Origin of the sequence: Denitrobaculum tricleocarpae (assembly GCF_007004665.1) — a bacterium.
GTDB classification, from domain to species: domain Bacteria; phylum Pseudomonadota; class Alphaproteobacteria; order Kiloniellales; family Kiloniellaceae; genus Denitrobaculum; species Denitrobaculum tricleocarpae.
Genome location: NZ_ML660063.1, coordinates 36,394 through 60,225, shown reverse-complemented (window position 1 = coordinate 60,225; position 23,832 = coordinate 36,394). Strand labels below are relative to the sequence as shown.

The following is a 23,832-nucleotide window of genomic DNA, read 5'->3' as shown; positions in this document are numbered from 1 at the left end:
GCCTTACAACGTGGCTCTGACGTGCCCGGCGTGCTACAAATCCAGCGGAGTCTGATCGTGAGGCAGAGCTGTCCGCAGGTGCGCCGGCGTGCTGCCTTGACCGGAAGAGCGGGACGCGGCGGGTATGGCATCGAAGAAACCGGGATCTAAGAGCGGGCCGGCAGAGGCATCGGACGACAAGGTTTTGACCACTGGAGATCTCAGCCTGATCGCGGATATAGGCGGCACAAACGCCCGCTTCGCCATCGTGACCGCAGACGGCAAGATCATAAAGGCCCGCACGCTCGCCTGCGCCGACTACCGCGACCCGGCCCACGCCGCGCAATCCTACCTGGAAGGCGCAGGACTCCCGCAACCGCGCGAGGCCTGTTTTGCCTTCGCCTGCCCGACCCACGAAGACCGCATCCGCATGACCAACAACGGTTGGGACTTTTCGCGGGCACGCACCAAAGAGCAGCTTGGGCTACAGCGTCTCGAAATCATCAACGACTTCATGGCACTCGCGCTCTCCCTGCCGCATCTGCCCGCCAGCAGCCTGCGGCAGATCGGCGGCGTCCGGCAGGTCGGGAAATTGCCGGTCGGCGTGGTTGGGCCGGGAACAGGTCTCGGGGTTTCCGGCCTCATCCCCCATAAAGGAGGGTGGCTTCCGCTGGACTCGGAGGGAGGCCACGCGTCGCTCGCGGTTTCCGGCCGCCGCGAAACCAGCATCCTGCTGCATCTGGAACACCACTACGGCCGGGTGTCGGCGGAGCGGGTTCTTTCAGGTCCGGGGCTGCAGGCCCTCTATCAGTCGATCAGCCTGCTGGATGGTAAGGCACCGCAGGAACTCGCACCCGCCGAGATCGTGGCCCGCGCAACTGCAGACGATGACGAGGCCTGCCGGGAAGCTCTGGAAATATTCTGCGCGCTCCTGGGCAGTTTTGCCGGTGACTTCGCACTTACTCTGGGTGCCAGAGGCGGCATATACATCGGTGGAGGGATCATCCCGCAACTGGGCGAGGTCTTCACCGCCAGTGACTTCCGCAAGCGCTTTGAAGATAAAGGCCGTCTCTCGAGTTACGTCGCCGCGATCCCCTGTTACGTCATCACAGCGGACTATCCTGCGCTTACCGGCGCGGCCGCTTACCTCCAACACTCCTGAACGTCTTCGGCGTTCCTCTATTCGGCATCCGGCTGTAAGGCGGGAACAGTTGCGGCGATGGCTTCGTGCGCCAGACAAGCCGCGTTGACCGCCTGAACCTTCGGAAAAGCCGAGAGATCCACGTTAAAGCGCTCGGCATTAAAGACCTGAGGGACGAGACAGGCATCCGCAAGTGTGGGTTCAGCGCCGAAACAGTAGGGACCGTCTCTCCCTTCCAACAGTTTTTCGACCGGCCGGAAGCCTTCCTGGATCCAGTGCGCGTACCAGGCAAGCTTTGCGTCCTCGTCGCACCCAAGTTCGCGCACCAGATATTTCAAAACCCGCAGATTGTTGAGCGGATGAATCTCGCAGGCAATGGCCTGGCAGAAGGCACGGATCCTGGCACGGTCCTGAGCGTCGCCGGGCAGCAAAGAAGGGGTAGGATGGGTTTCCTCCAGATACTCCATGATCGCCAGCGACTGCGCGAACACCGCCCCGTCGTCTTCAAGGGCCGGCACCAGCCTCTGGGGATTGGTTTTCGCGTATTCGGCCCCCAGATGTTCACCGCCGCCACGGAGCAGGTGAACGGGGATGAGGTCGAAGTCCAGCCCCTTGAGGGCAAGCACGATACGGACCCGCCAGCCGGCCGAGCTGCGGAAATAACTGTAGAGCTTCATGCGGCACCTGCTTTTTTGAACGTGGACCGGGTTTGGATATGGATAGGTTTTCGCGCATCACAGAGCCATGATAGTTTCACTTGAAACTATGTAAACCATCGTTTGATATCTCGCGGAGGTATGAAAAAAGAAGCTGGCGCCGGCAGGTCGTCAGATGCCGCTGTAGATGGCCGACATGCCGATGGTTTTCTTGTACTGCGGCACCAGTTTCAGTGCAGCGCGCACCTTCGAAACTTCTACAGCAATAGCCGCTGCATTCTTCTTCCCGATGATCGCCACCGCCGCGGCGTAGGCAGCGGCATACAGCCGATCGGCAGCGGGATTGCCCCTATCTTTCATACGCTCGGTCTTCACGGGGTGATTGCGATAGAGATAAAGCGCCTGCGCGATATAGGCTGCGGCCTCGTCATCGATGTTCGGCGTCCGGCCGAGTTTGCGCATATCGTTGATGGCATGCGTCGCCTCATGGACGATGAGTGCACGCTCGAGAAGACCGGGCGCTGCGACGTTACGCTTCAGTTGAAGCTGATTGCTCTTCGCATTGTAAATCGCGTCGTGGGAAATGGTCGGATCGATGACGACCTTGATCTTTCCGGCTGCCACCGCCTTCCCGACGTCAGCCAATAGAGCCGTTGTCACCTGGAGGGGGCCCAGGGTGAAGTTGACCAGGCTGGTGGCGGAACGGTCCTTCAAAAGTTTTTCGATCGCGCTCACGGTCGCGGGCGACGCAGGGGAAGCGGCCATGGAACTTGCCTCTTAAGTACAATCCGTCAGAAAGCATTATCATTACATATTATATGTAAACATACAATATACCTATGCCCGGATCTGCGGAAACGCCAGTTTCAGGGGGCGTTCAGGAAACGTAGCAAAGGGTGAAGCTCCTGGAAGACTTTCATGCAGAATCCAACCGCGCCACGCCCTATCAGCCCTTGGTGACCCGTGAAATCACGCCAGAGCGTCAGGCTTTTGCGGCGCAGCAGGGGCGCATGCGGATGGTCCTTTTCAAAACCGGCAGGCACCCGTTTTAGCTCCGCGGGCTCCAAACGGTATCCGTTTTGAACCAGCCCGGACACTAGGGAATCGATTGCAGGTCCTTGTGTCTGATCAAGCAGCTGGTGCCTGAAGCGATCCAGACCGGAAGGAGAAAACCCCGTCGCGCCGCCACCCAGAACAAAACCTTCCGGCTCCAGCGAGAAATAGAACCCCTGGCCCGCGTGCGCATCGCCGCCGGGAAAAAACGCCATGCGGAGATGGCTGTTGTAGGGTGTTTTGTCTTTTGAGAAACGCAGATCCCGATGCAGGCGAAAGATCTTTCCGGTGAAGGCTTCATCGAAACATCGCATGAGCTCCCGTTCCACCTCGCTCAGAAACAGCTTGGCCGGCGCTTCCAGCGCGTCCTTGTAGCGGGCGCGGTTTTGCGCGAACCAGGGCCGGTTGTTGTTCTCCATAAGCTCTTGCAGGAAAGTGATTCCCCCCACAGGAAAACCGTCGAATCCGCGCTCTATCATCATATCTCCTTGGAAGATTTTAGCTGCGTAGGGGCTTTACTTCGGCGGCAGAGAGCCGGCGAACTGCGAGGCCAGATCGATCCAGCTCTCCAGTCCGGTCTCCAGGCAGGCATCCGCCTCGACCCATACAATCCCGCCCATGCGCCGCCCGCTGAAAACCACCTGCTCGGCCCCCGGACGCTTTTTAGCTTCGGCTTCCCGCTCTTTGCCGACCCGGAACATGAAGCGGCCAACCTCGACACCGCAAAGCATATTGCCGTTCAGAAACCAGCAGAATCCGCCAAACATGGCTTTCTCGGTGATGCCGCGGCGCGGCTCCAAAGCCGCACGCATGAGATCGGCAAGATGAGGATCGTAAGGCATAGGGCTTCCCTAACTTCCGAGAGCCGGCGAGGTCAGCACGGACCAGACCAGAAAAGCACCAAAGACCGCCATGGGCAGGGTTGTCATCGCCATACCGATGGCCCGGCCGGGCGCCGTGCCGTACTTCATGATCGTGTAGGCATGAAGCATACGGCCGGCGAGCAGCGCTGCACCGCCTGACCACAGCAGAACGGCGGGCGCTCCGCTGAGCTCGGCCAGCACCATGAGCAACAGGGCAATAGGAACGGTCTCGATGAAGTTACCATGGGCGCGCATGCGGCGGGTCATGGTTACGTCTCCGCCATCGAGAAATTCGATACCGGACTTGACGCGGTACAGCCCGACAAAGGCGGTCATGAAAACCTGCAGCACGATCAGAAGTCCCGCAAAGAAGGGTGAGATGGCAAGCGTCATGGCGATTTTCTCCTCTTTTTCTGTTGAAACCGGCTTGAAAAGCCCCCCACGGAAAGGCCTTTCGTTTCCGGAGTTGCTTATTTCCTAGACGCAGCAGAGGTTTGAAATCCGACAGGCGGCAAAAATTTTATTTCCCGCGTCCAGTGACGTAGTCTTGCTTCCTATTTAAGTCAGATGGACGTTAGCGGCATGACTGAAAGACCGATTCCCGCGGCACTCGCCGTTGTCGTTCGCGGCGCGCAACTCCTCCTGGTGCGCAGAAACAACAGGCCCAACGCCGGCCTCTGGGGCTTTCCCGGCGGCAAGATCGAACTGGGCGAGACCGTCATGGAAGCTGCGGTCCGCGAACTGCAAGAGGAAACCGGCGTCGAAGCCGAAGCCCGCGAGACCCTGACATCAGTCGACGTAATCATTCACAACAATGAGGGTGCGCTCGAACATCACTATGTTCTGGTTGCCATCCTATGCGAGTACATCAGCGGCGCCCCTCTGGCCGCCGACGATGTCTCGGAGGCCGAATGGTTCGATTACGAAGCTATCCTCGCGAACCCTGACGCCCAGAGCCCCGCCGTCGGCGACGTGGCGCGGCAGGCGATGATGCGGTTACGGGGCTCCTGATTTATCCCAGCTTCAGTTGCACAGTCCGCTCTTTTATGGCGGCAATATCCAATGCATTCGGCGTGTGTGAAAGGCCGTTTGAAGGGGATTTCCATGCAGGCCGCTGGTTCCGCCATGATGACCCTTACGAAATTCAACCGCTTCTCCTGGATGGAGCGCGCTCCGGGATTACGGCGTCAAGGAGCTGCCCGGCAGCCTGTGCCCGCGAAATCGTCTGGCGCTGACCAGGGGAGATCATGACATGCAGAAGAGTCCTTTCACTTCGATGCTCGCACTTTTCCTTGGTTTTGCCTGGTTTGCTGTACCGGTCCGGAAGAGGCCCCGCCTGAGTCAAGAATCGGGGCCAGTAGGGCGCCACCGCCCCTCACGGAGAGTGAACAAAAAGCGCCGCAGTACGCCATGAACCGCTTCCTCGTTGCGCTGAAAGCCGCGGATACGGAGGCTTTTTTTACGCTCTTCCCCCAGCGCGGGGCCTGGACCTTCGAGAGCACCACCGGCGACGCGGAAGCCCATAGCGTCCATAGTCTCCTCGACCTGCGACGGGACTTGAAAGACCGCATCGGCCCTTAAGAGAGCTTTTTCGAGGGCGACGGCGATAGCATCCGGGACTTTGTGCAAAGCACCCACGGCCACCCCTGGCAACGCGCCGAAGACACACGCTTTTCACCACCGAACCGGCCGGATATGCGCGAGCTGATGTTCATCCGCTGGCGGCTCGAGGACGACCAATGGGTCGTCGGCGCGGTCGCTGCGCCTTTTGCATGGGGGTTGCCGTTTTAGTCGGAAGACTCCGGCTGATCGCCTATCTCGTTCACTTCCGCATCAATCAAACGCTCGTAGCGTGAAAGGATGTGATCAGGGAGAGACAATGTGTTTTCATCATTACGGTCAACCGATACACACTCGCAAGCGAGGTTCCTCCGGGCTTTGAGGTTGCGACATTTTTGAACCGTAAAATACTTGCTGGTAGGCCAGTCTCCACGTTGTTCGGCGGCCCAACCCCTATAACTCAAAGCTCCGTTTTCGTGATCCCAAGACAAACAAGCCGCAAGGCTTTTAAAACCTCCTCCACGAGTCTCTGAATTTCGATAAGTGCTGATGTGTTCGATAAGCCTGCCGCGTCGATCACTTTTCCACTTGCCATCCTTCGCAAGAATGCTGGCCATGATGTCACTATAGATCCGATCGAGCGCAGCCTGCTTCTCCTCATCGCTGAGCTCGACCTGGGGATCAGTGCCATTTCCCTCGTCACTAGGCTCTACCTGGGAACCAGTGCTATTTGCAGCGTCCTGCGCTTCAAGCGCGCGCACTTCTTCAAGAAACTCCTCCAGGTTTTTCTTCAAATCACCGCAGGCGAGACGCACCCGGTCGTACTTCTGGAGATCGTTTTTGCGCCGTCCCGTCCTGAAATCCCGATAATCGCCATAGCGTGCCTGAAGTTCCGAGACGAGATCGCGGTGACCGCAATGACTGGCGTACGCAGCGGCACGGCCGATCTTGTAGAGGTTAGATTCCTCTGCCTGAACGTGGTTCGGACTCAATAAGACAGCGATTACAGCCAGAAAAAGCGCTGGAGCATATGGGCGCGGAAACTTAGAAATCATGCCGATACCTTACTGACTAATACCGAAAAGCACGGAACTTACTTCGCGTCCTCAGCCTTCACTTCTTCCAGGAAATCCACCAGAGCGTCCTCGACTCTGCCGCAGGGGAGGCGGACGTAATCATACTTTTGCAAGTCGTGCTGACGGCGGCCGGACTTGAAATCTTCAAGGTCGCCGTAGCGCGATTGAAGCTCCTTGGCCAAGGAGTGATGACCGCAATGACGCGCATAGGCCGCGTACTTCCCAAGGGTGTAAAGTCCCGACTCCTCCGCCTCGAGCTGGCCCGGAGCCATAGCAACCGCCGTCGCGCATAAGAAGAGCGCCAGACAAACCTGACGCGATGCCGCCGAAAACATAGGCCACCCTTGCCAAAATCAATCAAAAATCGAATTTCTATACAAACAATATCGCCAAAATGCAGAAATACAAGTCGTTATGACATACAAATGCCACAGCCTTCGCTATTCGCGGATGCGTTTGTCCAGTTTTGCCAGGATTTTGTCGAAAGCGGCGATTTCGCGTTCGCTGAGCACGGAAAGGAACTCCTGCTCCCAGGCCAGGGCCATGGGCGCGATCTTGTCGTAGATGCGTTTGCCCCTGGCGGAGAGCTTGAGACTGCTGACCCGGTGATCGCGCGGATCTGTCTCGCGCTTCAAGAGACCCGCGCTCTGCATCCGCGAGATGGCGCGGCTGACCTTGACCTTGTCCATGGAGGTACGCTCGGCGACCTCGTTCGCGGACATGGGCGCGGCGCGGCCCAGGTTGGCCATCACCCGCCACTCCGGGATCGAGAGGCCGAAGCGCGCCTGATACTGCTCGGCCAGCGCCCGGCTGACCATATTGTTCAGGACCGAAAGCCGATAGGGCAGGAAGCTGTCGAGCTGCAGCTCCGCCGCGCCCGGTCCCGTCTTGGCTTCCGCAGTCTTGTTCCGGACGCCCGTCTTGCCCGGCGCCGGGTTTTTGCTGTGGGGTTTTGGCGCGCTTTGGGGTTTCGGCTTGCTTTGGGCTTTGGTCTCACGAAGCGTCCGTTGACGCCCCTCGCGCCCGCGCGCGCCCCGCGCGTCCTCGCCACGTCCGCGTTTTTGCGCGCTGCGGCCCCTGCGCTCGCCTGGCTCTGTCTTACCCGTCATGAAGTCTCCGAATTCCGGTCTTTTGTTGCGGGAATCTGCTTCGCCCGCGGGAACCGAACATACGCGTGAACCCGGCTCGGTCTCAAGTGGCTAGAACGCTGGCACAAGTGGCTAGAACACAGGTCACCGCCCGAAGAGCGCCGCTCCCCCGCATGGCCCGCCGCATAGAGGCGAACAAATCTCCAGGCCTGGGCGGCCCCACGGGCAGCCCATTGACGATCAGGGACCGGCCAAAATCCTCAAGCCGGCGCAACGTGCAACTTGACATTAGTTTCATATGAAACCATTTTGACTGCAAGAAACAAGAGGCGGAATGAGGTCGCACGCAGAGCCTGTAAGAAGGCCGCCAAGGGGAGAGAACCAGCACCGGAAGACCCGGCGCATTTATCCGGTGTCCCGCTCCTGGGGAGCCTTTCGCGGAAGCGGAGGATCCGGCCGACGCATCTGGCCTGAGACGTTCCTGGCCCGAGCTGCAGCTGGCCTGAGACACATCTGGCCTGAGCTGCATCGGGCGGCGCGAAGCCGGCCTGATTTCCGTCAGGGTAAAAAGCTGTTGTGTGCTGTCAGACGATCGGACGCGGTATGCCGGGCAGGCTTGCCCCGGTACGGGTGATCCGGAAATTCCGGCGGCACGGGACTTGAAGTCTGGTCATCCGCCAAAGGAACACAGACCCAAGCGAGACGGGTTGGCGCAAGACCGAAGGCCGGATCAAAGACAAAGGCCGGACCAGAGACCGAAGGCCCGACTGAAATTCGAAGGCCTGACTGAAATTCGAAGGCCTGACTGAAATTCGAAGGAACGTGAGAGCATGAAAAACTACATTTCCTTTCCCCGGGTCGAGGGGCTTTCTTCCCGCCAGGCCCACACCAATCTGCCCGAAGGCACCTATGAGCGGGAGATGGGCAAGGAGGGCTTCTTCGGACCGGCGGCGCACATCTATCACAAGAACCCGCCGACCGGCTGGATCGACTGGGAAGGTCCGCTGCGCCCGCGCGCCTTCGATCTGACCTTGATCAACCAGATCGAGGCCTCGCCCTGGGACGCCAAAACAGTGCTGCACAATGCCTCCGTCCAGGTACGCTTCTGGCGTGTGCCGGAGACCATGGAGAAACTCGCGCGCAACGGCGACGGCGACGAGCTGATCTTCCTGCATCAGGGCAAGGGCGATCTCTTCTGCGACTTTGGTCATCTGGCGGTGGAAGCCGGCGACTACATCATGATCCCGCGCGGCACCATGTGGCGGCTGGAGTCATCAGAGCCCATGACCGCCCTGCTGATCGAGGCCACCAACGGCAGCTACATGCTGCCCGACAAGGGCATGCTCGGCCCGCACGCGATCTTTGATCCGGCCATGCTGGATATCCCCACGCTGGACGAGACCTTCAAGGACCAGCAGGAAGACATGAATGGTTCGGGCGAAAACGGCTCCGGCAAAACCTGGCAGGTCGCCATCAAGCGCCGCAACGCGGTCAGCACCGTCACCTTTCCCTTCAACCCGCTGGATGCGGTGGGCTGGAAAGGCGATCTGGCGCCGGTGCGTATCAATGTGCGCGACATCCGTCCGCTGCTGAGCGACCGCTATCACCTGCCGCCCTCGGCCCACACCACCTTCGTCGGCAATCGTTTCGTGGTCTGCACCTTCGCACCGCGTCCCTTCGAGAGCGACCCCGACGCGCTTAAGGTGCCCTTCTATCACAACAACGACGACTACGATGAGGTGCTGTTCTATCACGCCGGAGATTTCTTCAGCCGGGACAACATTCATCCGGGTATGATGACCTTCCACCCCTGCGGCTTCACCCACGGCCCGCACCCGAAAGCCCTGGCCGGGGCCTTCACGCCCAAGAAGGCCGCGACCGACGAATACGCCGTGATGATCGACACCCGCGACGCCCTGGAGGTCGGTGACCTGCCCAGCGGCATCGAGCAGCCGGACTACGTGAAGAGCTGGCGCGTCACTTAACGTGGGTCACTTAACGTGCGTCACCTGACGGCCCTCAATAAGAAACAGACTAAAACAAACTAAAAACGCAGAGAGATCCCTATGAAACTCGCCAGCATCAAATCCGCCAGCCGCGACGGCACCCTGATTGTCGTCAGCCGCGATCTGACCAGCGCCGTGGAAGTCCCCGGCATCGCCACCAGCCTGCAGGCCGCCCTGGAAGACTGGGAGACCAAAGCCCCGGAACTGGAAGCGGTCTACGCCAAGCTGAACGCCGGTGACCTGTCCGCCGCATTCGAACTGGACCCGGTGACCCTGGAATCACCCCTGCCCCGCGCCTACCAGTGGGCCGACGGCTCGGCCTATGTGAACCACGTAGAGCTGGTGCGCAAGGCGCGCGGCGCGGAGCTGCCCGAGAGTTTCTGGACCGACCCCCTGATGTACCAGGGTGGCTCGGACAACTTCCTCGGCCCGCGCGACGACATCATCGCGGGCAGTGAGGACTGGGGCATCGATTTCGAGAGCGAAGTCGCCGTGATCCTGGATGACACACCCATGGCCGTGACGCCGGAAAACGCCGGGAGCCACATCAAGCTGCTGATGCTGGTCAACGACGTCTCCCTGCGCAACCTGATCCCCGCCGAACTGGTCAAGGGCTTCGGCTTCTTCCACGCCAAACCCTCCAGCGCCTTCTCCCCCGTCGCGGTCACGCCGGACGAGCTGGGCAATGCCTGGGACGGCGGCAAGGTCAACCTGCCCCTGGTCACGCATTTAAACGGAGATTTGTTCGGCAAGCCCGACGCGGGCACGGACATGACCTTCACCTTCCCGCAGTTGATCGCCCACGCCGCGAAGTCGCGCAAGCTGATGGCGGGCTGCATCGTCGGCTCGGGCACGGTGTCGAACCTGGACCGTTCCTCCGGGTCCTCCTGCCTCGCGGAAAAGCGTATGCTGGAGATCATCGACGAGGGCGCGGCCAAGACCCCCTTCATGCAGTTCGGCGACCGGGTCCGCATCGAGATGCTGGCCCAAGACGGCCATTCCATTTTCGGCGCCATCGACCAGCAGGTCGTGAAACACGAAGCTTAAAAGAATACCCCCGCAGGAGAGAGAACAATGACTGATAAATCCGCTTCGCCCACCTTCGCGTCACAAGCCGACCTGCAGGAAAAGAAAATCACCTTCACCGAGCTGGCCGAGGGCGTTTACGCCTACACCGCCGAGGGCGACCCCAACTCGGGCGTGGTAATAGGCGACGACAGCGTGATGGTGATGGATGCCCAGGCCACCCCGGTCCAGGCCCAGTCCCTGATCGACTGCATCCGCGGCGTCACCGACAAGCCGATCAAGCATGTGGTGCTGAGCCACTATCACGCCGTGCGCGTCATGGGCGCCTCGGCCTACGGTGCGCAGGAAATCATTTCCAGCCAGGGCACCTATGACCTGATCGTCGAGCGCGGCGCGCAGGATTTCAAATCGGAAGTCCAGCGCTTCCCGCGCCTCTTCGAGTCCGTCGAATCCGTGCCCGGCCTGACCTGGCCGACCATGACCTTCGAAAGCGAGATGACGCTCCACCTGGGCAAACGCGAAGTGCAGCTCAAGCACATCGGGCGCGGTCACACCAAGGGCGACATCATCGCCTGGCTGCCCGAGGACAAGATCTGCTTCTCCGGCGACCTGGTCGAGTTCGGCGCGACGCCCTACACCGGCGACGCCTACCTGACCGACTGGCCGACCACCCTCGCAGCGCTCCGCGAGTTTGGGGCCCAAAAGCTGATCCCCGGCCGGGGCGACGCGCTGGAGACTCCCGAGGACGTGGCCAAGGCCATCGACGGCACCCAGGCCTTCCTGAGCGAGATGTTCGAAGCCGTCAAACAGGGCGTGGCCGACAAGAAGGAACTGAACGCCGTCTACGCCGAGACCTTCGCCAAGCTGTCGGAAAAATACGGCGAGTGGGTGATCTTCGAACACTGCATGCCCTTCGACGTGACCCGCGCCTTCGACGAAGCCCAGGGCATCACCGACCCGCGCATCTGGACGGCAGAACGCGACATGGAAATGTGGGCCGCGCTTGAGAGGGATAAGGAAGTTAAGTTTGCGGAAGCGTAGGTTTGATTAAGTTCGGCTCACGCCGAACCGGCTCCGGCAAGTTGTTTGATTAAGTTTCGACTGGCGTCGAAACCGGCTCCAGCCCACACCCCCTCCCGACCACCCAATGCGATTATCCTGTGGGTGGTCGGGAGGGGGTGTGGGCCGGCACCGAAACTAGATCAAACCAAACCCTTGGCACCGAGCCAAAAACAAAAAAAGACTCGGCAACAAGATCGAGCGCGTAACAGCAACAAATACGACTGCCACTTAGGGAGTATGCGGTCATGAACTCGGGTTCAACAGACACAGCTTCAGCAGCAACCGATTTCACCTACCAACCTTCGCCGGATCAGTCCGCCACGACACCCGTGCGCCATCCGGTGGTGATCATCGGCGCAGGACCGGTCGGGCTCGCCGCCGCGCTCGACCTCGCCCAACGGGGCCGCAAAGTGGTCGTGCTGGACGACGACAACACGGTCAGTACCGGGTCGCGCGCGATCTGCTGGGCGAAGCGGTCGCTGGAGATCATGGACCGGCTGGGTGTCGGGGATGCGCTGGTGGAAAAGGGCGTGACCTGGAAGAAGGGCAAGGTCTTCTTCGGCGAGGAACAGCTCTACGCCTTCGACCTGCTGCAGATTGAAGAAGGCCACCGCATGCCCGCCTTCATCAATCTGCAGCAGTACCACTTCGAAGCCTTCACCGTCCGCGAAGTCCTGAAGCATCCCGAGATCGACCTGCGCTGGAACAACAAGCTGGTCGGTGTGGAGAATCGGGAAGACGGCGTGACCCTGATCCTGGAGACCCCGGACGGCGAGTACCGTCTGGCCGCCGACTATATGCTGGCCGCCGACGGCGCGCGCAGCGCCACCCGCCGCCTGCTCGGCCTCGACTTCAAGGGCCAGGTCTTCAAGGACCGCTTCCTGATCGCCGACGTGATCATGAAGGCCGACTTCCCGACCGAGCGCTGGTTCTGGTTCGACCCGCCCTTCAACAAGGGGCAGTCCGCCCTGCTGCACAAACAGCCCGACGACGTCTGGCGCATCGACCTGCAACTCGGCTGGGACGCCGACCCGGAGGAAGAACGCAAACCCGAAAACGTCATCCCGCGCCTGAAGGCCATGCTGGGCGATGACGTCGAGTTCGAGCTGGAGTGGGTCAGCGTCTACACCTTCCAATGCCGCCGCCTGGAAAAATTCCGCCACGGCCGCATCTTCTTCATCGGCGATTCCGCCCACCAGGTCTCGCCTTTCGGCGCGCGCGGCGCCAACAGCGGCCTGCAGGACATCGACAACCTGATCTGGAAACTGGATCTGGTGCTGGCCGGCAAGGCGCCGGAAAGCCTGCTGGAAAGCTACCACGCCGAGCGCGCCTACGCCGCCGACGAAAACATCCTGAACTCCACCCGCAGCACCGACTTCATCACCCCCAAAAGCGCCGCCAGCCGCGCCTTTCGGGATGCGACGCTGGAGCTTGCAAGGGATCATGACTTCGCCCGGCGTCTGGTGAACAGCGGACGGCTGTCCCTGCCCTCGACCTACAGCGAGTCCGCCCTGAACTCGCCGGACAGTCTGGGTTTCATTGGTGCGATGGTACCGGGCGCGCCCTGCGCCGACGCCCCGGTGACCACGGCGGAGGGCCGTGAAAGCTGGCTGCTGCACCACCTGAGCGGCGAGTTCTGCGGCCTCTACTTCGCCCGCGCGGATGAGACCGAAGACAGCCTCGCCCAGCTGCGCGAGACCCTGGCCGGGTTAGAGGTCCCCGTGCGCCTTGTCCCCATCTTCCCGCCCGGAAGCAAAGCCCCGGCAGGCGCGCTCATCGACAGCGAACAGCTCATGACCGAAGCCCGCTACGACGCCCGCCCCGGCAGTCTGTATCTCATCCGCCCCGACCAGCACGTCACCGCCCGCTGGCGCGAAGCCGACCCCCAGGCGATCCGCGGCGCGCTGCACCGGGCATTGGGGAAAGGTCTGGCGGCTGCCGATGCCGAGGCCGCAACAGAAGGAACCGCCGCATGAGCACGCAGTTGAAGAGCGATCCCCGCCTCACCCGCCCGGACGATATCTATCAGGTCCTGATCGATGCGCACCGGGACCTGTCGCCGGAACAGAGCCAAGCCTTCAACAGCCGGCTGGTGCTGCTGCTGACGAACCACATCGGGGATGAAGGGGTTATTGCGGAGGCGGTGGAAGCGGCAGGGAAGGGTTTGTAGGGAACTGGGCAATTGATTCGGGGGAACACGTTCCCCCGCGCCCCCTCCTTGTTAAGGCGGTTCAATGGCAAAAAATAGACCGAGGTTATGTGCTTTAACTAAGCAGTTTGAGCTACATCTAGAGTCCAAGAATATCGCGCATCGCTCTCTCAAAAACATCACACATCGATGTCCTTTAGCCACAATGCCGGTCCTTCAACTCCGTTTTTTAAATATTTGCTAACAATATCACGTGCTTCTCGTTGCCCCTCCGCTCCTACGGCAACCAAGTTTGATAGCATGCGGCGAATATCTTTTTCGGGATAAGTCGGTGTATATCGCTCGAGAATCTCGCTCCATATCTTGTTAACTTCGAGCGGTTGCTTGTTGCTCAACCTCGCCAAATTCTCGATGAACTCGTGAGAATTGTAGGCCTCCTCGGCGTACGGTGCCACAGCCATGAGAAGTCTTCTCGTCTGTTCATCTATTGAGTCAACGTACACTGACCACAAACATAAATTAGACGCAAATACTCGCCCTTGCTCCGATGATGGATTGACTATTTGCATCATCCTTAACCACAGGCGGATGACTTTAGGCGATGTTTCGATGTCATTTTTCTTGTGGTAGGTCCAAATAAACCAAATAAGATGTGACAACTCCTCAACATCTTGTCTAGCTAGCAAAATGTTGATCGAACTATCATTATCATCTACGCCCTCAAAATCACTCAAATAAGCCAACGCAATATTTTGTATTAACTTCCTCTTAACTTCCGAACTTAAAACATCTTCATCGAGTGCTCTAAATAAAGAATTACTCTCTTTTAGATGCTCATAAACTTCTTGATACACTTGATTCACATAACAATACCCCTGCATTGCACAGAGCCATCTTAAATGATCATCTTGGCCAAAGATGACTTTCAAATTTTCAGAAACCCAAGACTTTGACATGTAAAGGAAATTTGGGAGATAGTTCACTACTAAAGTTGCAAATTCGTATTCCCCAATTGTTGTTCGCTTTAGCTCTTCTTCGTAGTATGGCTGAAAATGACTCCACGCCGCTATGTGCTCTCCATTTCCACGCTTGTCTTCCAATCGGCAAGCCCGAAGTGACAAATTGATAAGCGCCTCGATACATCGGCCTCGAGGACTGTTTATTGCCACCATTACAGCATCACTATTAACATCAAACTGGCGCCCTACTTGCCGCTCTAAGATCCGTTTCAATATGTTTTCGACCGCCTGATGGTACTTTTGGTCAAAAGCGTGGTCATCTGACTTAGCTCCTGCCTCCAGAAGGCGACCAATCGCACCAACCAACTCATCACGATTGGCGATGTAATGACCATGAGATGTATTGTTTTCGTCGGTCCAAAACGCATCATTCTCTGCAAGCGCTGCTACAAATTCCAAAAGATATCGCCAAACATCATCCCAAGGTAACGTAGCGCGTTCACCCCAAAGGCTGCTATAAGCTTCAATAATAGAGTAGACATACGTGTTATCTAAAATCGCAAATTTTCCAAGATTCTCGTAATACTGAAGTGGTGATTCTTTAAATAATTGCCCAATTGCTTTGGATAACCCCTCAACACTTTCTCCTTCATAGAACGATCCGCCCTTACCTTCATAACCACGGACTTTTTCGATAAGCTCTTCGTGAGACAGCGACTTCAGCTCATCAATTTCATAAGGAGATATGTGCGTCACCCAACCTACAGAGACATAGTATGAAAAATCTGGGTGATCCGGCTCACTACCCGCGACCGCAACGGCTTCGTTGTAAAGAGCTTGTTCGTTTAAACTGTGCCCTTTGATTGCGGACAACCAATTACATTTCTCATAAGCAGTGGCACTTACAAGATCTTCTCCGTCATCGTCGCGCACACGGATAGCTTCAATCAAATTCAAAACACTTTGTTTTTGAATTTCAGAAAAATCACCGTAGTTTATGTTCAAAAAATGCCATATTTCGTGCCTATAACCTGAATTGAAATACTTTTCATCAAACAATAAATCGAACGTTTTCATCGATTTATTGAAATGTTTATTTGCAGTGTGAATGGCGATTCTATTGAGAATCTGATACGAGCTTTTGAGCATCGACGCGATACATTCGAAGGCTCCCTCTGGGTCAGCTACAAGATACCCTTCCAAGGAGTCCCGACACCCAGCGACCAATATGTTGACAGCATCATTCTTGTGCTTGTTTTGCTCATGCTCCTGGACTGCTGGCTGCCATATACAAGACCAACTATCGTTATCCAGAAAGTCTACCGCCTCGATGAGTCCAGATTGAAATACTAAAACACCAGATTCGCCGAGGCGCCTTCCCACTAACGGAGAAACTACCTCAACTATTTTTTCTCCGTAGTAGTGCTCATATCGGAAGGATACATTTTTCTGATCTCTACCATTTTGTTCATTAATTTGGCAATTAACGGCAAGGAGAACACTCAGGAGCCTTTCAGCCAATGCTAGCGAATGATTTGTAGATCCATTGAGTAAACTTATGAGCCACTTTTCACCAATAATTTCCGCGACAAGCCCAGCATCGTACTTATCATCAAGCCAGTAATCTACGCATTCAATATCGTCTAAAGAAATGCAATCAGGAGGGAGAATCGACAGAACCTTCGATAGCTGACACCAAACTCTATAGTTACTGAATTCGTTTATTCGAGAAAACTCCGTTGAATCACGAATTATCTGCATGAGCTGCGGCGCTAACTCGCGAAGCTCATTTTCGGATAAACTTTCGACTGTATTGAGAAGATAGATTAAAGCATCCCAGTTTAGAATTTGTATGTATTTTCCATCTTTTACTTTTTTTGGTTTTGGAATTCTCGTTTTATCAAAATATCCACGTTCAAAAAGTGGGACAAACCACTTAAGCCCCTTAGCCTTCCTAAAAAACACAGATTGCAGAGCATGTTTCGCGTCGATACGCTCTAAAAGATCAAGCTCGCTAGCATTAAGTCCATTCATCCCCAAGCACCTCATTCATGAAATTCAAGTCTTCGACTAATGGAGGCTCTCGAATTTCAATTTGATCTGCCCATGACCTTATTATTTCCTCTAATCCGTCATAGTTTTCGAAATCCCGAATAAAACCTAGCAAATGCACTCCAAAAGAATTTTCATAATATTCGCTCAACTTTTCATACAAAGGCAACTCACTCCGAAAAAAGCCTTGAATTGCAAAACGCTTGCGCTCCTTTTCGCCTTTAACACGCCCCCTTCTCAATATAGTTTCCAAAATTTCGGCTTCCGCCAGGCCATAGCCCAGAAAAAGAACTGTTTTTTTCTCAAAAAGTTCACCTAAAAAACTTTGTACCTTTTCGCTATCATAGTGCTCTAAATAATCTTTAGTTGTAATCACCATCGAGTCAGCGTTTTGGATACATCCGTGCAAGTGCACCACAGAACCGGGCTCGTTAAGCAATTTCGCGTACATTCTTTCTCTATCAAATACTCTATTTGCCTTCGGTGCTGTTTTAGACCCATCTTTTTTGTTAACGAATTTTGGCTCAAGAAATTCATCATAATTTGTAGTTACGCATGAAGATCCGATTTTATTTAAATGCTCGTAAACAGCGCTATTTCTATTTTTTTTATTTAAATATTTTTCTGTTTCTATTCTATATTTATTTTGCTTAGCTATCAGGAACGCAATAGAGAGTTGTTTTTTGGGGTCAAGATTCTTTAACTGTTCTATCTCAGAGTAATTTAGGTATTTGTTTGTCCTGAGCTCCTCCAGCACCGACGCAGCGAGCCCGTGCCAAGACGGCAAACCTAGCAACATCGAAACTCCTGCTCCGACAAACAAGACAAGACTTCCGTCCAAACCCGCCTGCTTAATCTCGTCGGGAACATCAATTTTTTCTCTCAATTCTCTTACGCCCGACATCAAAACCTCAGATAGAAAATTCCCCACAACATACTTACCGACTTAATTCGGCGTTTCAAGATTTCTTGCGAATCTCACATAGAAACTGAGGGCGGAAGAGACGAGGCTAAGCCCCAATTCGTACATCCACTCGCTCTCGATTTATACCACCGGCTTTTTTCAACAAGTTGCCTAGCCCTACATCTACACGGGATATCGAGCCAAACGCCCGATAATTGACGCAACTCGTGATCGGGACCGGGTTGAGCTTCCCCCTTGTTCGAAAAATAAGAGAAGCTCCAGCTGCAGAGCGGGAGGGGGATGCAGAAGCAGCATGGCTAACCGCACGCCCCATCGGTTAGTCTCCCCCGCCTATGCATAACCTTTCCGACAATGTCCGCGGCGCGCTCTTCATGTCGATTTCCATGGCGGGCTTTGCGCTGAACGATGCGACCATCAAGCTGATCTCGGGGGAACTGGGCTTCTATCAGATCATCTTCCTGCGCGGCATCTTCGCGACGCTGCTGATCGGCCTGCTCCTGCGGCAGCGCGGCGCGCTCTTCTATCTGCCTTCCCGCCGCGACGCCGGGATCATGGCGGTGCGGGCGGCGGGGGAGGTCGGCGGCACGCTTTGTTTCCTGACCGCGCTCTTCAACATGCCGATCGCCAACGCGACGGCCATTCTGCAGGCCCTGCCGCTGGCGGTCACCCTGGCCGCCGCGCTTTTCATGGGCGAAAAGGTCGGCTGGCGGCGCTATACGGCGATCGCGGTGGGTTTTACCGGCGTTCTGATCATCGTGCGCCCGGGTGGTGAGGGCTTTAACGCCTATGCGCTCTGGGCCGTCGCGGCGGTCGGCTTCATCGTGCTGCGGGACCTCACGACCCGGCGCTTGTCCGCCGGCATTCCCTCGGCCTATGTCGCGCTCAGTTCCTCCTTCGTCCTCACCCTGGTCGGCGGCCTGCTCGCCCTGACCGTGCCCTGGCCGCCGGTCAGCACCAGCGCCCTGGCGATGCTGGCGGGTGCCGCGGGCTTCCTCTTCTTCGGCTACCTCTTCGCCGTGATGACCATGCGGGTGGGCGAGGTCAGCTTCGTCTCCCCCTTCCGCTACTCCGTGCTGATCTGGGCGATCCTGCTGGGCCTGCTGCTGTTCGGCGAGGTGCCCGACGGCTGGACCCTCTTCGGCAGCGCCGTCGTCGTCGGCATGGGGATCTACACTTTCTACCGCGAGCGGCGGGTGAAGGAAGAGAGCTTGTAACGTCGTTAAGCGGCCAGATCGGATCGCCGGTTACCGGGGTCTGTCGGTGACGGACAACAGGTTTTCGATTGGGCCTCAAGTCCGCTCCCTTGCCTCAGGCCGCGTCGCGCGGGCTTCTTCGAGCAGCCAGGTGCGGAAGGCCGTGACCTTGGGTTGCTCGGCGCTGTCATTGGTGCTCAGCAGGTAGTAGGCGAAGGTGAGCGGCGTGCTGAGGCTGGGGTCGAAGGGGCGCACGAGGCGGCCGGCGGCGAGGTGGTCGGCCACCAGGATGTCGCCGACCAGAGCCACGCCCTGGCCGTCGAGCGCAGCCTCAACCGCCATGCTCTCCTGGGTGAAGTGCGGTCCGCGGGTCGGGTCGATGTCGGGCAGGCCGGCGGCCAGCAGCCACATGCGCCAGCTCGCCTCGGCGTCTTTCCAGACGATGTGCAGCAGGGTGTGGTGGCGCAGGTCTTCCGGACTGCGCAGGGGTTGCTTTGCCTGGGGAGATTTGGTCATGGGCTGGGCACCGCGCAAGAGCGCCGGACTGCAGACAGGGGTGTTGACCTGACCGAACAGCCGGTCGACCCGCACCCCGTCATAGCCGCCGGGACCATAGCGCAGCGCCACGTCGGCATCGCCGCGCGTCAGGTCGACCCGGCGGTCGGTACCGTCGATGCGGGTCTCGATCTCCGGGTGCCGGGCCCGAAAGCGCTCGAGCCGGGGCACCAGCCACAGGGCGCCGAAGGAGGGGCTGACGCTGATGGTCAAGAGCCCGCTCTCGCTGTGGGCACGGATCTGCTCGACCGCCTGGGACAGCTTTTCGAAGCCCTGGCCGAGGATCGGCAGGGCCGCCTGACCGGCATCGGTCAGCCGCAGCGCCCGCGGCAGGCGGCGGAACAGAAGCACGCCGAGCAGCTCCTCCAGCGCCTTGATCTGATGGCTGACCGCGGCCGGGGTGACGTTCAGCTCCGCCGCCGCTTTGGTGAAGCTGAGGTGCCGGGCGGCCGTTTCAAAAGCCCGGAGGGCGTTCAGGGGTGGGAGCGGTCGCATCATTCTCTAGATCTTCGCCCCGGTCTACATCTTCGCCAGGGTCTGCATCTGTGCCCAATTCTGCGCCTGGATATATAACTTAGATTTTCTAACAGATAAGTGCAGATCTTCTCGTTTGCTGGAGATCACAAATATTCATACCTTTCAGGTAATTCAAGACCTCATTGTGTCAAGGCAAGGCGCAATATCGATGATCCTATAGATCAAATGTATCTAAATATTATCACCCCGGCAAAGGGTCAAAGCGGAATCCGATGACGCACTCCATGAACCCAACCTGCGGGCTGCCCAATCCGGACAGCCGTTTCCGGGGGAGACGTGCCGGGTGTCCGGAAGCGGTGGAACTGGAACCGGTGGAACCGGAACCGGCGGTTCGGTGGCAAGCCCATCTGAGATCGGCGCATCGGGAATTGACGCATCCGGAATCCCCGCTGCAGCGGATGATCGGCGGGATCGTCCGCTGGCACAGGCGGCGCGCCGCGATCCGCGCGCTCCGGTCCTTGAACGACCACAGTCTGGCGGATATCGGGCTGGAGCGCGTCCGGACCGTCCCGGCACTGGAAGAGATGATCCGTGAGACGCCCCGCAGGGCAGGAGGCGCGATCGCCGAGGGCAGGACCCAGCACGGCGGCCGGCAGGGATGAGTCGATCACCGCGTTCCGCACACAGCGCCGGCGTTTTTCTTTTGGTGATTTCGGCGATCACCTTCAGCACGGCGGGCCTCTTCACCAAGGGCGTCGACGCCGGATCGTGGGAGGTGATCTTCTGGCGCGGCCTCTTTGCCGCTGCCTTCACGACCTTCTGGACGGCAAAGCGTGGAAGCCTGCGGCAGAACTTTCTGGGCATGGGCTACGGCGGATTGGCCGTCGGCGTCGTCGGCGCCTTGGGGACGGCGGCCTTCATCCCGGCCTTCAAACTCACCTCCATCGCCAATGTTTCGCTGATCTATGCGGCCTCCCCGCTGATCGCCGGGCTGCTGGCCTGGATCTTCATTGGCGAGAGGGTCTCGACACGAACGATGGCGGGATCTGCCGGCGCAGTTGCAGGCGTGGCGATTATCGTGTCGGGTTCTCTGGGAGAGATCAGCCTGACCGGAGATTTGCTGGCCCTGTGGATGACCATCGCCATGGCCGCGATCATGGTCCTTTACCGGAAATATCCGGCGACACCCGGGGCGGGCCCTCAAGTTCTGCAGTCGCTGCTTCTGCTGCCCGTTGCCGCGATGCTTGGGAGCCCCTTCACTGTCGAACCTGCGGAGGTCTGTATCCTCGCCGCGTTCGGACTGCTGTTCGCCATCGCATCGGTCACCCTGGCGGAAGGCGCCAAACGGGTTCCCTCCGGACAGACCGCTCTTTTAAGCACTTTGGAAACCCCGCTTGCACCGGTTTTCGCGTTCCTGCTGTTTGTGGAGATTCCCACCACTGCGACATTTCTCGGCGGCTCGCTCGTGCTGATTGCGGTGCTCTTCTCGATAAAAAGACGATAGTTGACTGACGGAGGTCTGGTCTCACTCTCTACATCACTGCAACGACTGCCTGTGACCGGATTTTTTTGAATTCTCTCAAGAGATAGAATACCTTGAGTTGAAGAGGCAGCTTCGGACACCCATCTCTAAAGCCCGCAAGGAGGGCATCAAATGAGTGATCAGCAGCGGATCGACAATCCCGTGACCTATTACACGGGCATGGGTCTGGCTGTCGGCATGGCGGTTGGCCTGGTGTTCGGGGCGGCCATCGGCGATACCAGCATCGGCCTGGCTCTGGGTTTGACTTTCGGCCTGATCGTCGGTGCCGCGCTCGGCAAATCCAAAAAGCAACAGCAGGCTGAAGCTCAGTCTGGGGCCCAGAGTGATGGCCAGACAGGCAAGCCGCGCGAATGAGCCGCACTCGGGCGCTCTAGGTCTGCCCCCCCCAAGACTTCAGCTTTTCCGCGCCTAAACCACGCCTTCCGGCCATCCTCACGCGCGTCCGTCAATAAAAAAACGCTTTTCCGCGAACTCTTTTCCGCGCCTCTCGTTATAGCGATTGGGGCCTTGTGGCTTGGCCTGGGTCATAGAGGTTAAGCAGCTTCCCAAGTCTGACAGATCGCGAATGGCGGTTCGCGAAAGACCTGATCTGTTCCAGGCCAGGCCGGCAGGGCCCCGCTCAGGATGATGGGAGTCTCAAGAAGAGAAGCGATGAAAAGCGATGAAACGAAAAAAGCATAAGACCAAACCGGCCGGCAGCCAGAAAACCGCGCCGACAAACAGCGCCGGGACCAATGCCGGTAACGCCTCGAAGAGGAGCCGGCGCGAGGCCATGCGGCGTTTTGGCGAGTGGGGCCTGCTGGGCGCGGTGATTGCCGGCGGCGGGATCTATGCCATCGGGCATGTCAGCGCGACAATCAGCGAGCTGGATCTCACGAAACTGGGCAACGGCATGCCGACCATCGTTCAGATCCATGACCCCAATTGCCCGCGCTGCGTCGAGCTGCAGGGCGAGACCCGGGATGCGCTGGCGAAGTTCGACGGCGAACTGCAGTACCTGGTCGCAAACATCCGCAGTGAAAAGGGCCGCGACTTCGCCCAGGAACATGGCGTTGGTCACGTCACGCTGATCCTCTTCGACGGCAAGGGCCGCAAGCGCGATGTTCTTGTCGGTAACAATTCGAGCGCAACTCTGACCCGCGAATTCCGCCGTCTCCTGCGGTCGAGCAGCGCCGCGAACTCCTAGAGCAATTCATATTTAGATGGAATCGCCGAGGGCGATCACTCGTATTTATGAATCAGGTCTGGGGAAATCCGGGACGGGTCGTCTCCAGCCACGGTTTCCAGGGGTGGTTTGCAATGAGCCAGGGCGAATCGCCCCTGCACCACCTTGTGTGATGCGAGCTGAATAGAGGTTACGAAACTGTCCCTGAAACTGATTTCAGGACTCCCGGTCAGCGCGAGCCTTGTCTTTGCGCCACGCAAGCAAACATCTCCTCTCACCCCCGTCACGCAAGATTCCGCAAGCGTCGTGCGCACAGACTTTCCCAATCGGTCTTTTCGCGGTCCGCACCCAATTCACGGTTGATTTCGGAATCGCTTCCGGATTATACCCTGCCCCTCGGTCGCAATAACGCCGCCGATCAACGCGCAAGAGAAAGCCCGCCGATGATACGGGAACTATCTATTCACCCAGCGAACTGGGCCACAACAACCGGGGTCTAGACCCGCGTTCCGCGCGTGTCCTGCCCCGGCTTGAACAAAGCAACGGAGGCAGGACGATGATGAAATATTTGCAGACATAAACGACCACGAGAAGTATCCCTCGCGAGAGGATCAGGAGCCTTCATTCGTTTGGTACTTTTTACCGGCAAACGCCGGTAACAGACCGCTCTATGGTTCGGGTTCAAAAGCCCGTCCGGCGCGCTCGGTATTGGTAATGTGCTGTGCGTGTATCGAGCATTAAGTGCCGGGTTGGCCAGACTAGCTCAATTGGTAGAGCACCGGCTTTTTAAGTCCGGAGGTTGCGGGTTCGAGTCTCGTGTCTGGCACCACGATGTAGCTCATTGGGTAGAGCACTAGACTTATAATCTAGCGGTAGAGGGTTCGAATCCCTCCATCCCACTCAGCCTTCCAAGCTGATCATAAACGAAGGATACCGGAAGGGCGCCAGGCTCTGTTCGGACGCGCGTGCCTTTGGCTTCGGTCAGGGCGCGCGCCAGGAACAGCGCCAGGTTGCGGGTTGCTTCGTGCGGCCTCTCCACGCGCTCCAACGTTGCCTGAAAAGGGCCCCGGCACGCCGTGCCGCCGCTGCAGCTTTGTCCTTCGGGAGGAAGCCCGGTGGCGATCGGCACCCCGGGGGTCTGCCCGGGTGACGGAGGGAGAACGTCGAGGCCGTCCAGAGCCCAAAGCCGGGGCTCTTCCGGTACGCCTGACTCAGCCTGGTCTTAAAACAGGCCTCGAAAAATATTTTATAGGAACTTTCTTCGGTTCCGGTCCTTCGCGAGGACGAAAAGAAAAAGACGAAAG

General features: G+C 57.9%; 25 protein-coding genes and 1 tRNA gene. 15 read left to right on the top strand and 11 right to left on the bottom strand.

Going from position 1 to position 23,832, the window contains the following annotated elements:
* The first annotated feature begins 124 nt into the window (after nt 1–124).
* A complete protein-coding gene (locus FKG95_RS25795) occupies nt 125–1,141 on the top strand; it encodes a glucokinase (RefSeq protein ID WP_142899333.1) in 1,017 nt (338 codons plus the stop codon).
* A gap of 17 nt (nt 1,142–1,158) precedes the next feature.
* Here the strand turns inward: FKG95_RS25795 and maiA are convergent, their stop codons facing one another.
* The 5 genes from maiA to FKG95_RS25770 all read right to left on the bottom strand — a co-directional run bounded on the left by maiA (nt 1,159) and on the right by FKG95_RS25770 (nt 4,085).
* On the bottom strand, nt 1,159–1,797 hold the full coding sequence (maiA, locus tag FKG95_RS25790) for a maleylacetoacetate isomerase (RefSeq protein WP_142899332.1): 639 nt from the start codon (nt 1,795–1,797) through the stop codon (nt 1,159–1,161).
* 150 nt (nt 1,798–1,947) lie between these two features.
* Nucleotides 1,948–2,541, bottom strand: coding sequence for a hypothetical protein (locus tag FKG95_RS25785; protein WP_142899331.1), 594 nt, complete (start codon nt 2,539–2,541; stop codon nt 1,948–1,950).
* Between the two features lie 101 nt (nt 2,542–2,642).
* Nucleotides 2,643–3,311, bottom strand: coding sequence for a DUF2461 domain-containing protein (locus tag FKG95_RS25780; protein WP_142899330.1), 669 nt, complete (start codon nt 3,309–3,311; stop codon nt 2,643–2,645).
* Between the two features lie 33 nt (nt 3,312–3,344).
* Nucleotides 3,345–3,671 carry a TfoX/Sxy family protein gene (locus tag FKG95_RS25775; RefSeq protein ID WP_142899329.1) on the bottom strand — a complete coding sequence of 109 codons (327 nt, stop codon included), beginning with the start codon at nt 3,669–3,671 and terminating at the stop codon, nt 3,345–3,347.
* A gap of 9 nt (nt 3,672–3,680) precedes the next feature.
* The gene (locus FKG95_RS25770; RefSeq protein ID WP_142899328.1) at nt 3,681–4,085 is read right to left on the bottom strand and encodes an MAPEG family protein; all 405 of its coding nucleotides are present in this window, start codon (nt 4,083–4,085) and stop codon (nt 3,681–3,683) included.
* A gap of 189 nt (nt 4,086–4,274) precedes the next feature.
* On the opposite strand from FKG95_RS25770, the gene FKG95_RS25765 reads away from it, so the two are divergent.
* The 3 genes from FKG95_RS25765 to FKG95_RS29810 all read left to right on the top strand — a co-directional run bounded on the left by FKG95_RS25765 (nt 4,275) and on the right by FKG95_RS29810 (nt 5,483).
* A complete protein-coding gene (locus tag FKG95_RS25765; protein ID WP_142899327.1) occupies nt 4,275–4,703 on the top strand; it encodes an NUDIX hydrolase in 429 nt (142 codons plus the stop codon).
* A 399-nt stretch (nt 4,704–5,102) separates the two neighbouring features.
* Complete coding sequence (locus tag FKG95_RS29815) at nt 5,103–5,273, top strand: hypothetical protein (protein ID WP_179954291.1); 171 nt, start codon at nt 5,103–5,105, stop codon at nt 5,271–5,273.
* A 42-nt stretch (nt 5,274–5,315) separates the two neighbouring features.
* Nucleotides 5,316–5,483 (top strand): hypothetical protein, encoded by a 168-nt coding sequence (locus tag FKG95_RS29810; protein ID WP_179954290.1) that lies wholly within the window; start codon nt 5,316–5,318, stop codon nt 5,481–5,483.
* On the opposite strand, the gene FKG95_RS25760 is transcribed toward FKG95_RS29810, so the two are convergent.
* From FKG95_RS25760 to FKG95_RS30270, 3 genes are all read right to left on the bottom strand, one after another.
* On the bottom strand, nt 5,480–6,307 hold the full coding sequence (locus tag FKG95_RS25760) for a hypothetical protein (protein WP_142899326.1): 828 nt from the start codon (nt 6,305–6,307) through the stop codon (nt 5,480–5,482). The genes FKG95_RS29810 and FKG95_RS25760 overlap by 4 nt on opposite strands.
* Before the next feature lie 38 nt (nt 6,308–6,345).
* On the bottom strand, nt 6,346–6,600 hold the full coding sequence (locus FKG95_RS25755) for a hypothetical protein (protein ID WP_179954289.1): 255 nt from the start codon (nt 6,598–6,600) through the stop codon (nt 6,346–6,348).
* 168 nt (nt 6,601–6,768) lie between these two features.
* Nucleotides 6,769–7,437, bottom strand: coding sequence for a MarR family winged helix-turn-helix transcriptional regulator (locus FKG95_RS30270; protein WP_246116897.1), 669 nt, complete (start codon nt 7,435–7,437; stop codon nt 6,769–6,771).
* Between the two features lie 809 nt (nt 7,438–8,246).
* Between FKG95_RS30270 and FKG95_RS25745 the strand changes: the two genes are divergently transcribed.
* The 5 genes from FKG95_RS25745 (at nt 8,247) to FKG95_RS25725 (ending at nt 13,680) form a co-directional block, all read left to right on the top strand.
* A complete protein-coding gene (locus FKG95_RS25745) occupies nt 8,247–9,401 on the top strand; it encodes a homogentisate 1,2-dioxygenase (protein ID WP_142899324.1) in 1,155 nt (384 codons plus the stop codon).
* Between the two features lie 81 nt (nt 9,402–9,482).
* Nucleotides 9,483–10,469, top strand: coding sequence for a fumarylacetoacetate hydrolase family protein (locus FKG95_RS25740; RefSeq protein WP_142899323.1), 987 nt, complete (start codon nt 9,483–9,485; stop codon nt 10,467–10,469).
* A gap of 27 nt (nt 10,470–10,496) precedes the next feature.
* Nucleotides 10,497–11,489 carry an MBL fold metallo-hydrolase gene (locus tag FKG95_RS25735; RefSeq protein ID WP_142899322.1) on the top strand — a complete coding sequence of 331 codons (993 nt, stop codon included), beginning with the start codon at nt 10,497–10,499 and terminating at the stop codon, nt 11,487–11,489.
* A gap of 266 nt (nt 11,490–11,755) precedes the next feature.
* On the top strand, nt 11,756–13,486 hold the full coding sequence (locus FKG95_RS25730; RefSeq protein WP_142899321.1) for an FAD-dependent oxidoreductase: 1,731 nt from the start codon (nt 11,756–11,758) through the stop codon (nt 13,484–13,486).
* Complete coding sequence (locus FKG95_RS25725; protein ID WP_142899320.1) at nt 13,483–13,680, top strand: DUF2783 domain-containing protein; 198 nt, start codon at nt 13,483–13,485, stop codon at nt 13,678–13,680. Before FKG95_RS25730 ends, FKG95_RS25725 begins: the two co-directional genes overlap by 4 nt.
* A gap of 158 nt (nt 13,681–13,838) precedes the next feature.
* On the opposite strand, the gene FKG95_RS25720 is transcribed toward FKG95_RS25725, so the two are convergent.
* Both FKG95_RS25720 and FKG95_RS25715 read right to left on the bottom strand, forming a co-directional pair.
* Entirely contained in the window at nt 13,839–16,652 is a 2,814-nt protein-coding gene (locus tag FKG95_RS25720; protein WP_142899319.1) for a hypothetical protein, read from the bottom strand.
* Complete coding sequence (locus FKG95_RS25715; RefSeq protein WP_142899318.1) at nt 16,639–17,574, bottom strand: SIR2 family protein; 936 nt, start codon at nt 17,572–17,574, stop codon at nt 16,639–16,641. Before FKG95_RS25715 ends, FKG95_RS25720 begins: the two co-directional genes overlap by 14 nt.
* A gap of 353 nt (nt 17,575–17,927) precedes the next feature.
* Here FKG95_RS25715 and FKG95_RS25710 point away from each other — a divergent pair, with 353 nt between their 5' ends.
* A complete protein-coding gene (locus FKG95_RS25710) occupies nt 17,928–18,809 on the top strand; it encodes a DMT family transporter (RefSeq protein ID WP_142899317.1) in 882 nt (293 codons plus the stop codon).
* A 75-nt stretch (nt 18,810–18,884) separates the two neighbouring features.
* Here the strand turns inward: FKG95_RS25710 and FKG95_RS25705 are convergent, their stop codons facing one another.
* Nucleotides 18,885–19,841: a transcriptional regulator GcvA gene (locus FKG95_RS25705; protein WP_142899316.1), complete on the bottom strand. Its 957-nt coding sequence runs from the start codon at nt 19,839–19,841 to the stop codon at nt 18,885–18,887.
* A 251-nt stretch (nt 19,842–20,092) separates the two neighbouring features.
* On the opposite strand from FKG95_RS25705, the gene FKG95_RS25700 reads away from it, so the two are divergent.
* From FKG95_RS25700 to FKG95_RS25680, 5 genes are all read left to right on the top strand, one after another.
* Nucleotides 20,093–20,482, top strand: coding sequence for a YjiS-like domain-containing protein (locus tag FKG95_RS25700; protein ID WP_142899315.1), 390 nt, complete (start codon nt 20,093–20,095; stop codon nt 20,480–20,482).
* Nucleotides 20,479–21,324, top strand: a complete 846-nt coding sequence (locus FKG95_RS25695; RefSeq protein WP_142899314.1) for a DMT family transporter — start codon at nt 20,479–20,481, stop codon at nt 21,322–21,324. Before FKG95_RS25700 ends, FKG95_RS25695 begins: the two co-directional genes overlap by 4 nt.
* Before the next feature lie 150 nt (nt 21,325–21,474).
* Nucleotides 21,475–21,717, top strand: a complete 243-nt coding sequence (locus FKG95_RS25690; RefSeq protein ID WP_142899313.1) for a glycine zipper domain-containing protein — start codon at nt 21,475–21,477, stop codon at nt 21,715–21,717.
* 307 nt (nt 21,718–22,024) lie between these two features.
* Nucleotides 22,025–22,549, top strand: a complete 525-nt coding sequence (locus FKG95_RS25685) for a thioredoxin domain-containing protein (protein WP_142899312.1) — start codon at nt 22,025–22,027, stop codon at nt 22,547–22,549.
* Between the two features lie 731 nt (nt 22,550–23,280).
* Nucleotides 23,281–23,357 (top strand) — tRNA-Lys (locus FKG95_RS25680).
* The last annotated feature ends 475 nt before the right edge of the window (nt 23,358–23,832 follow it).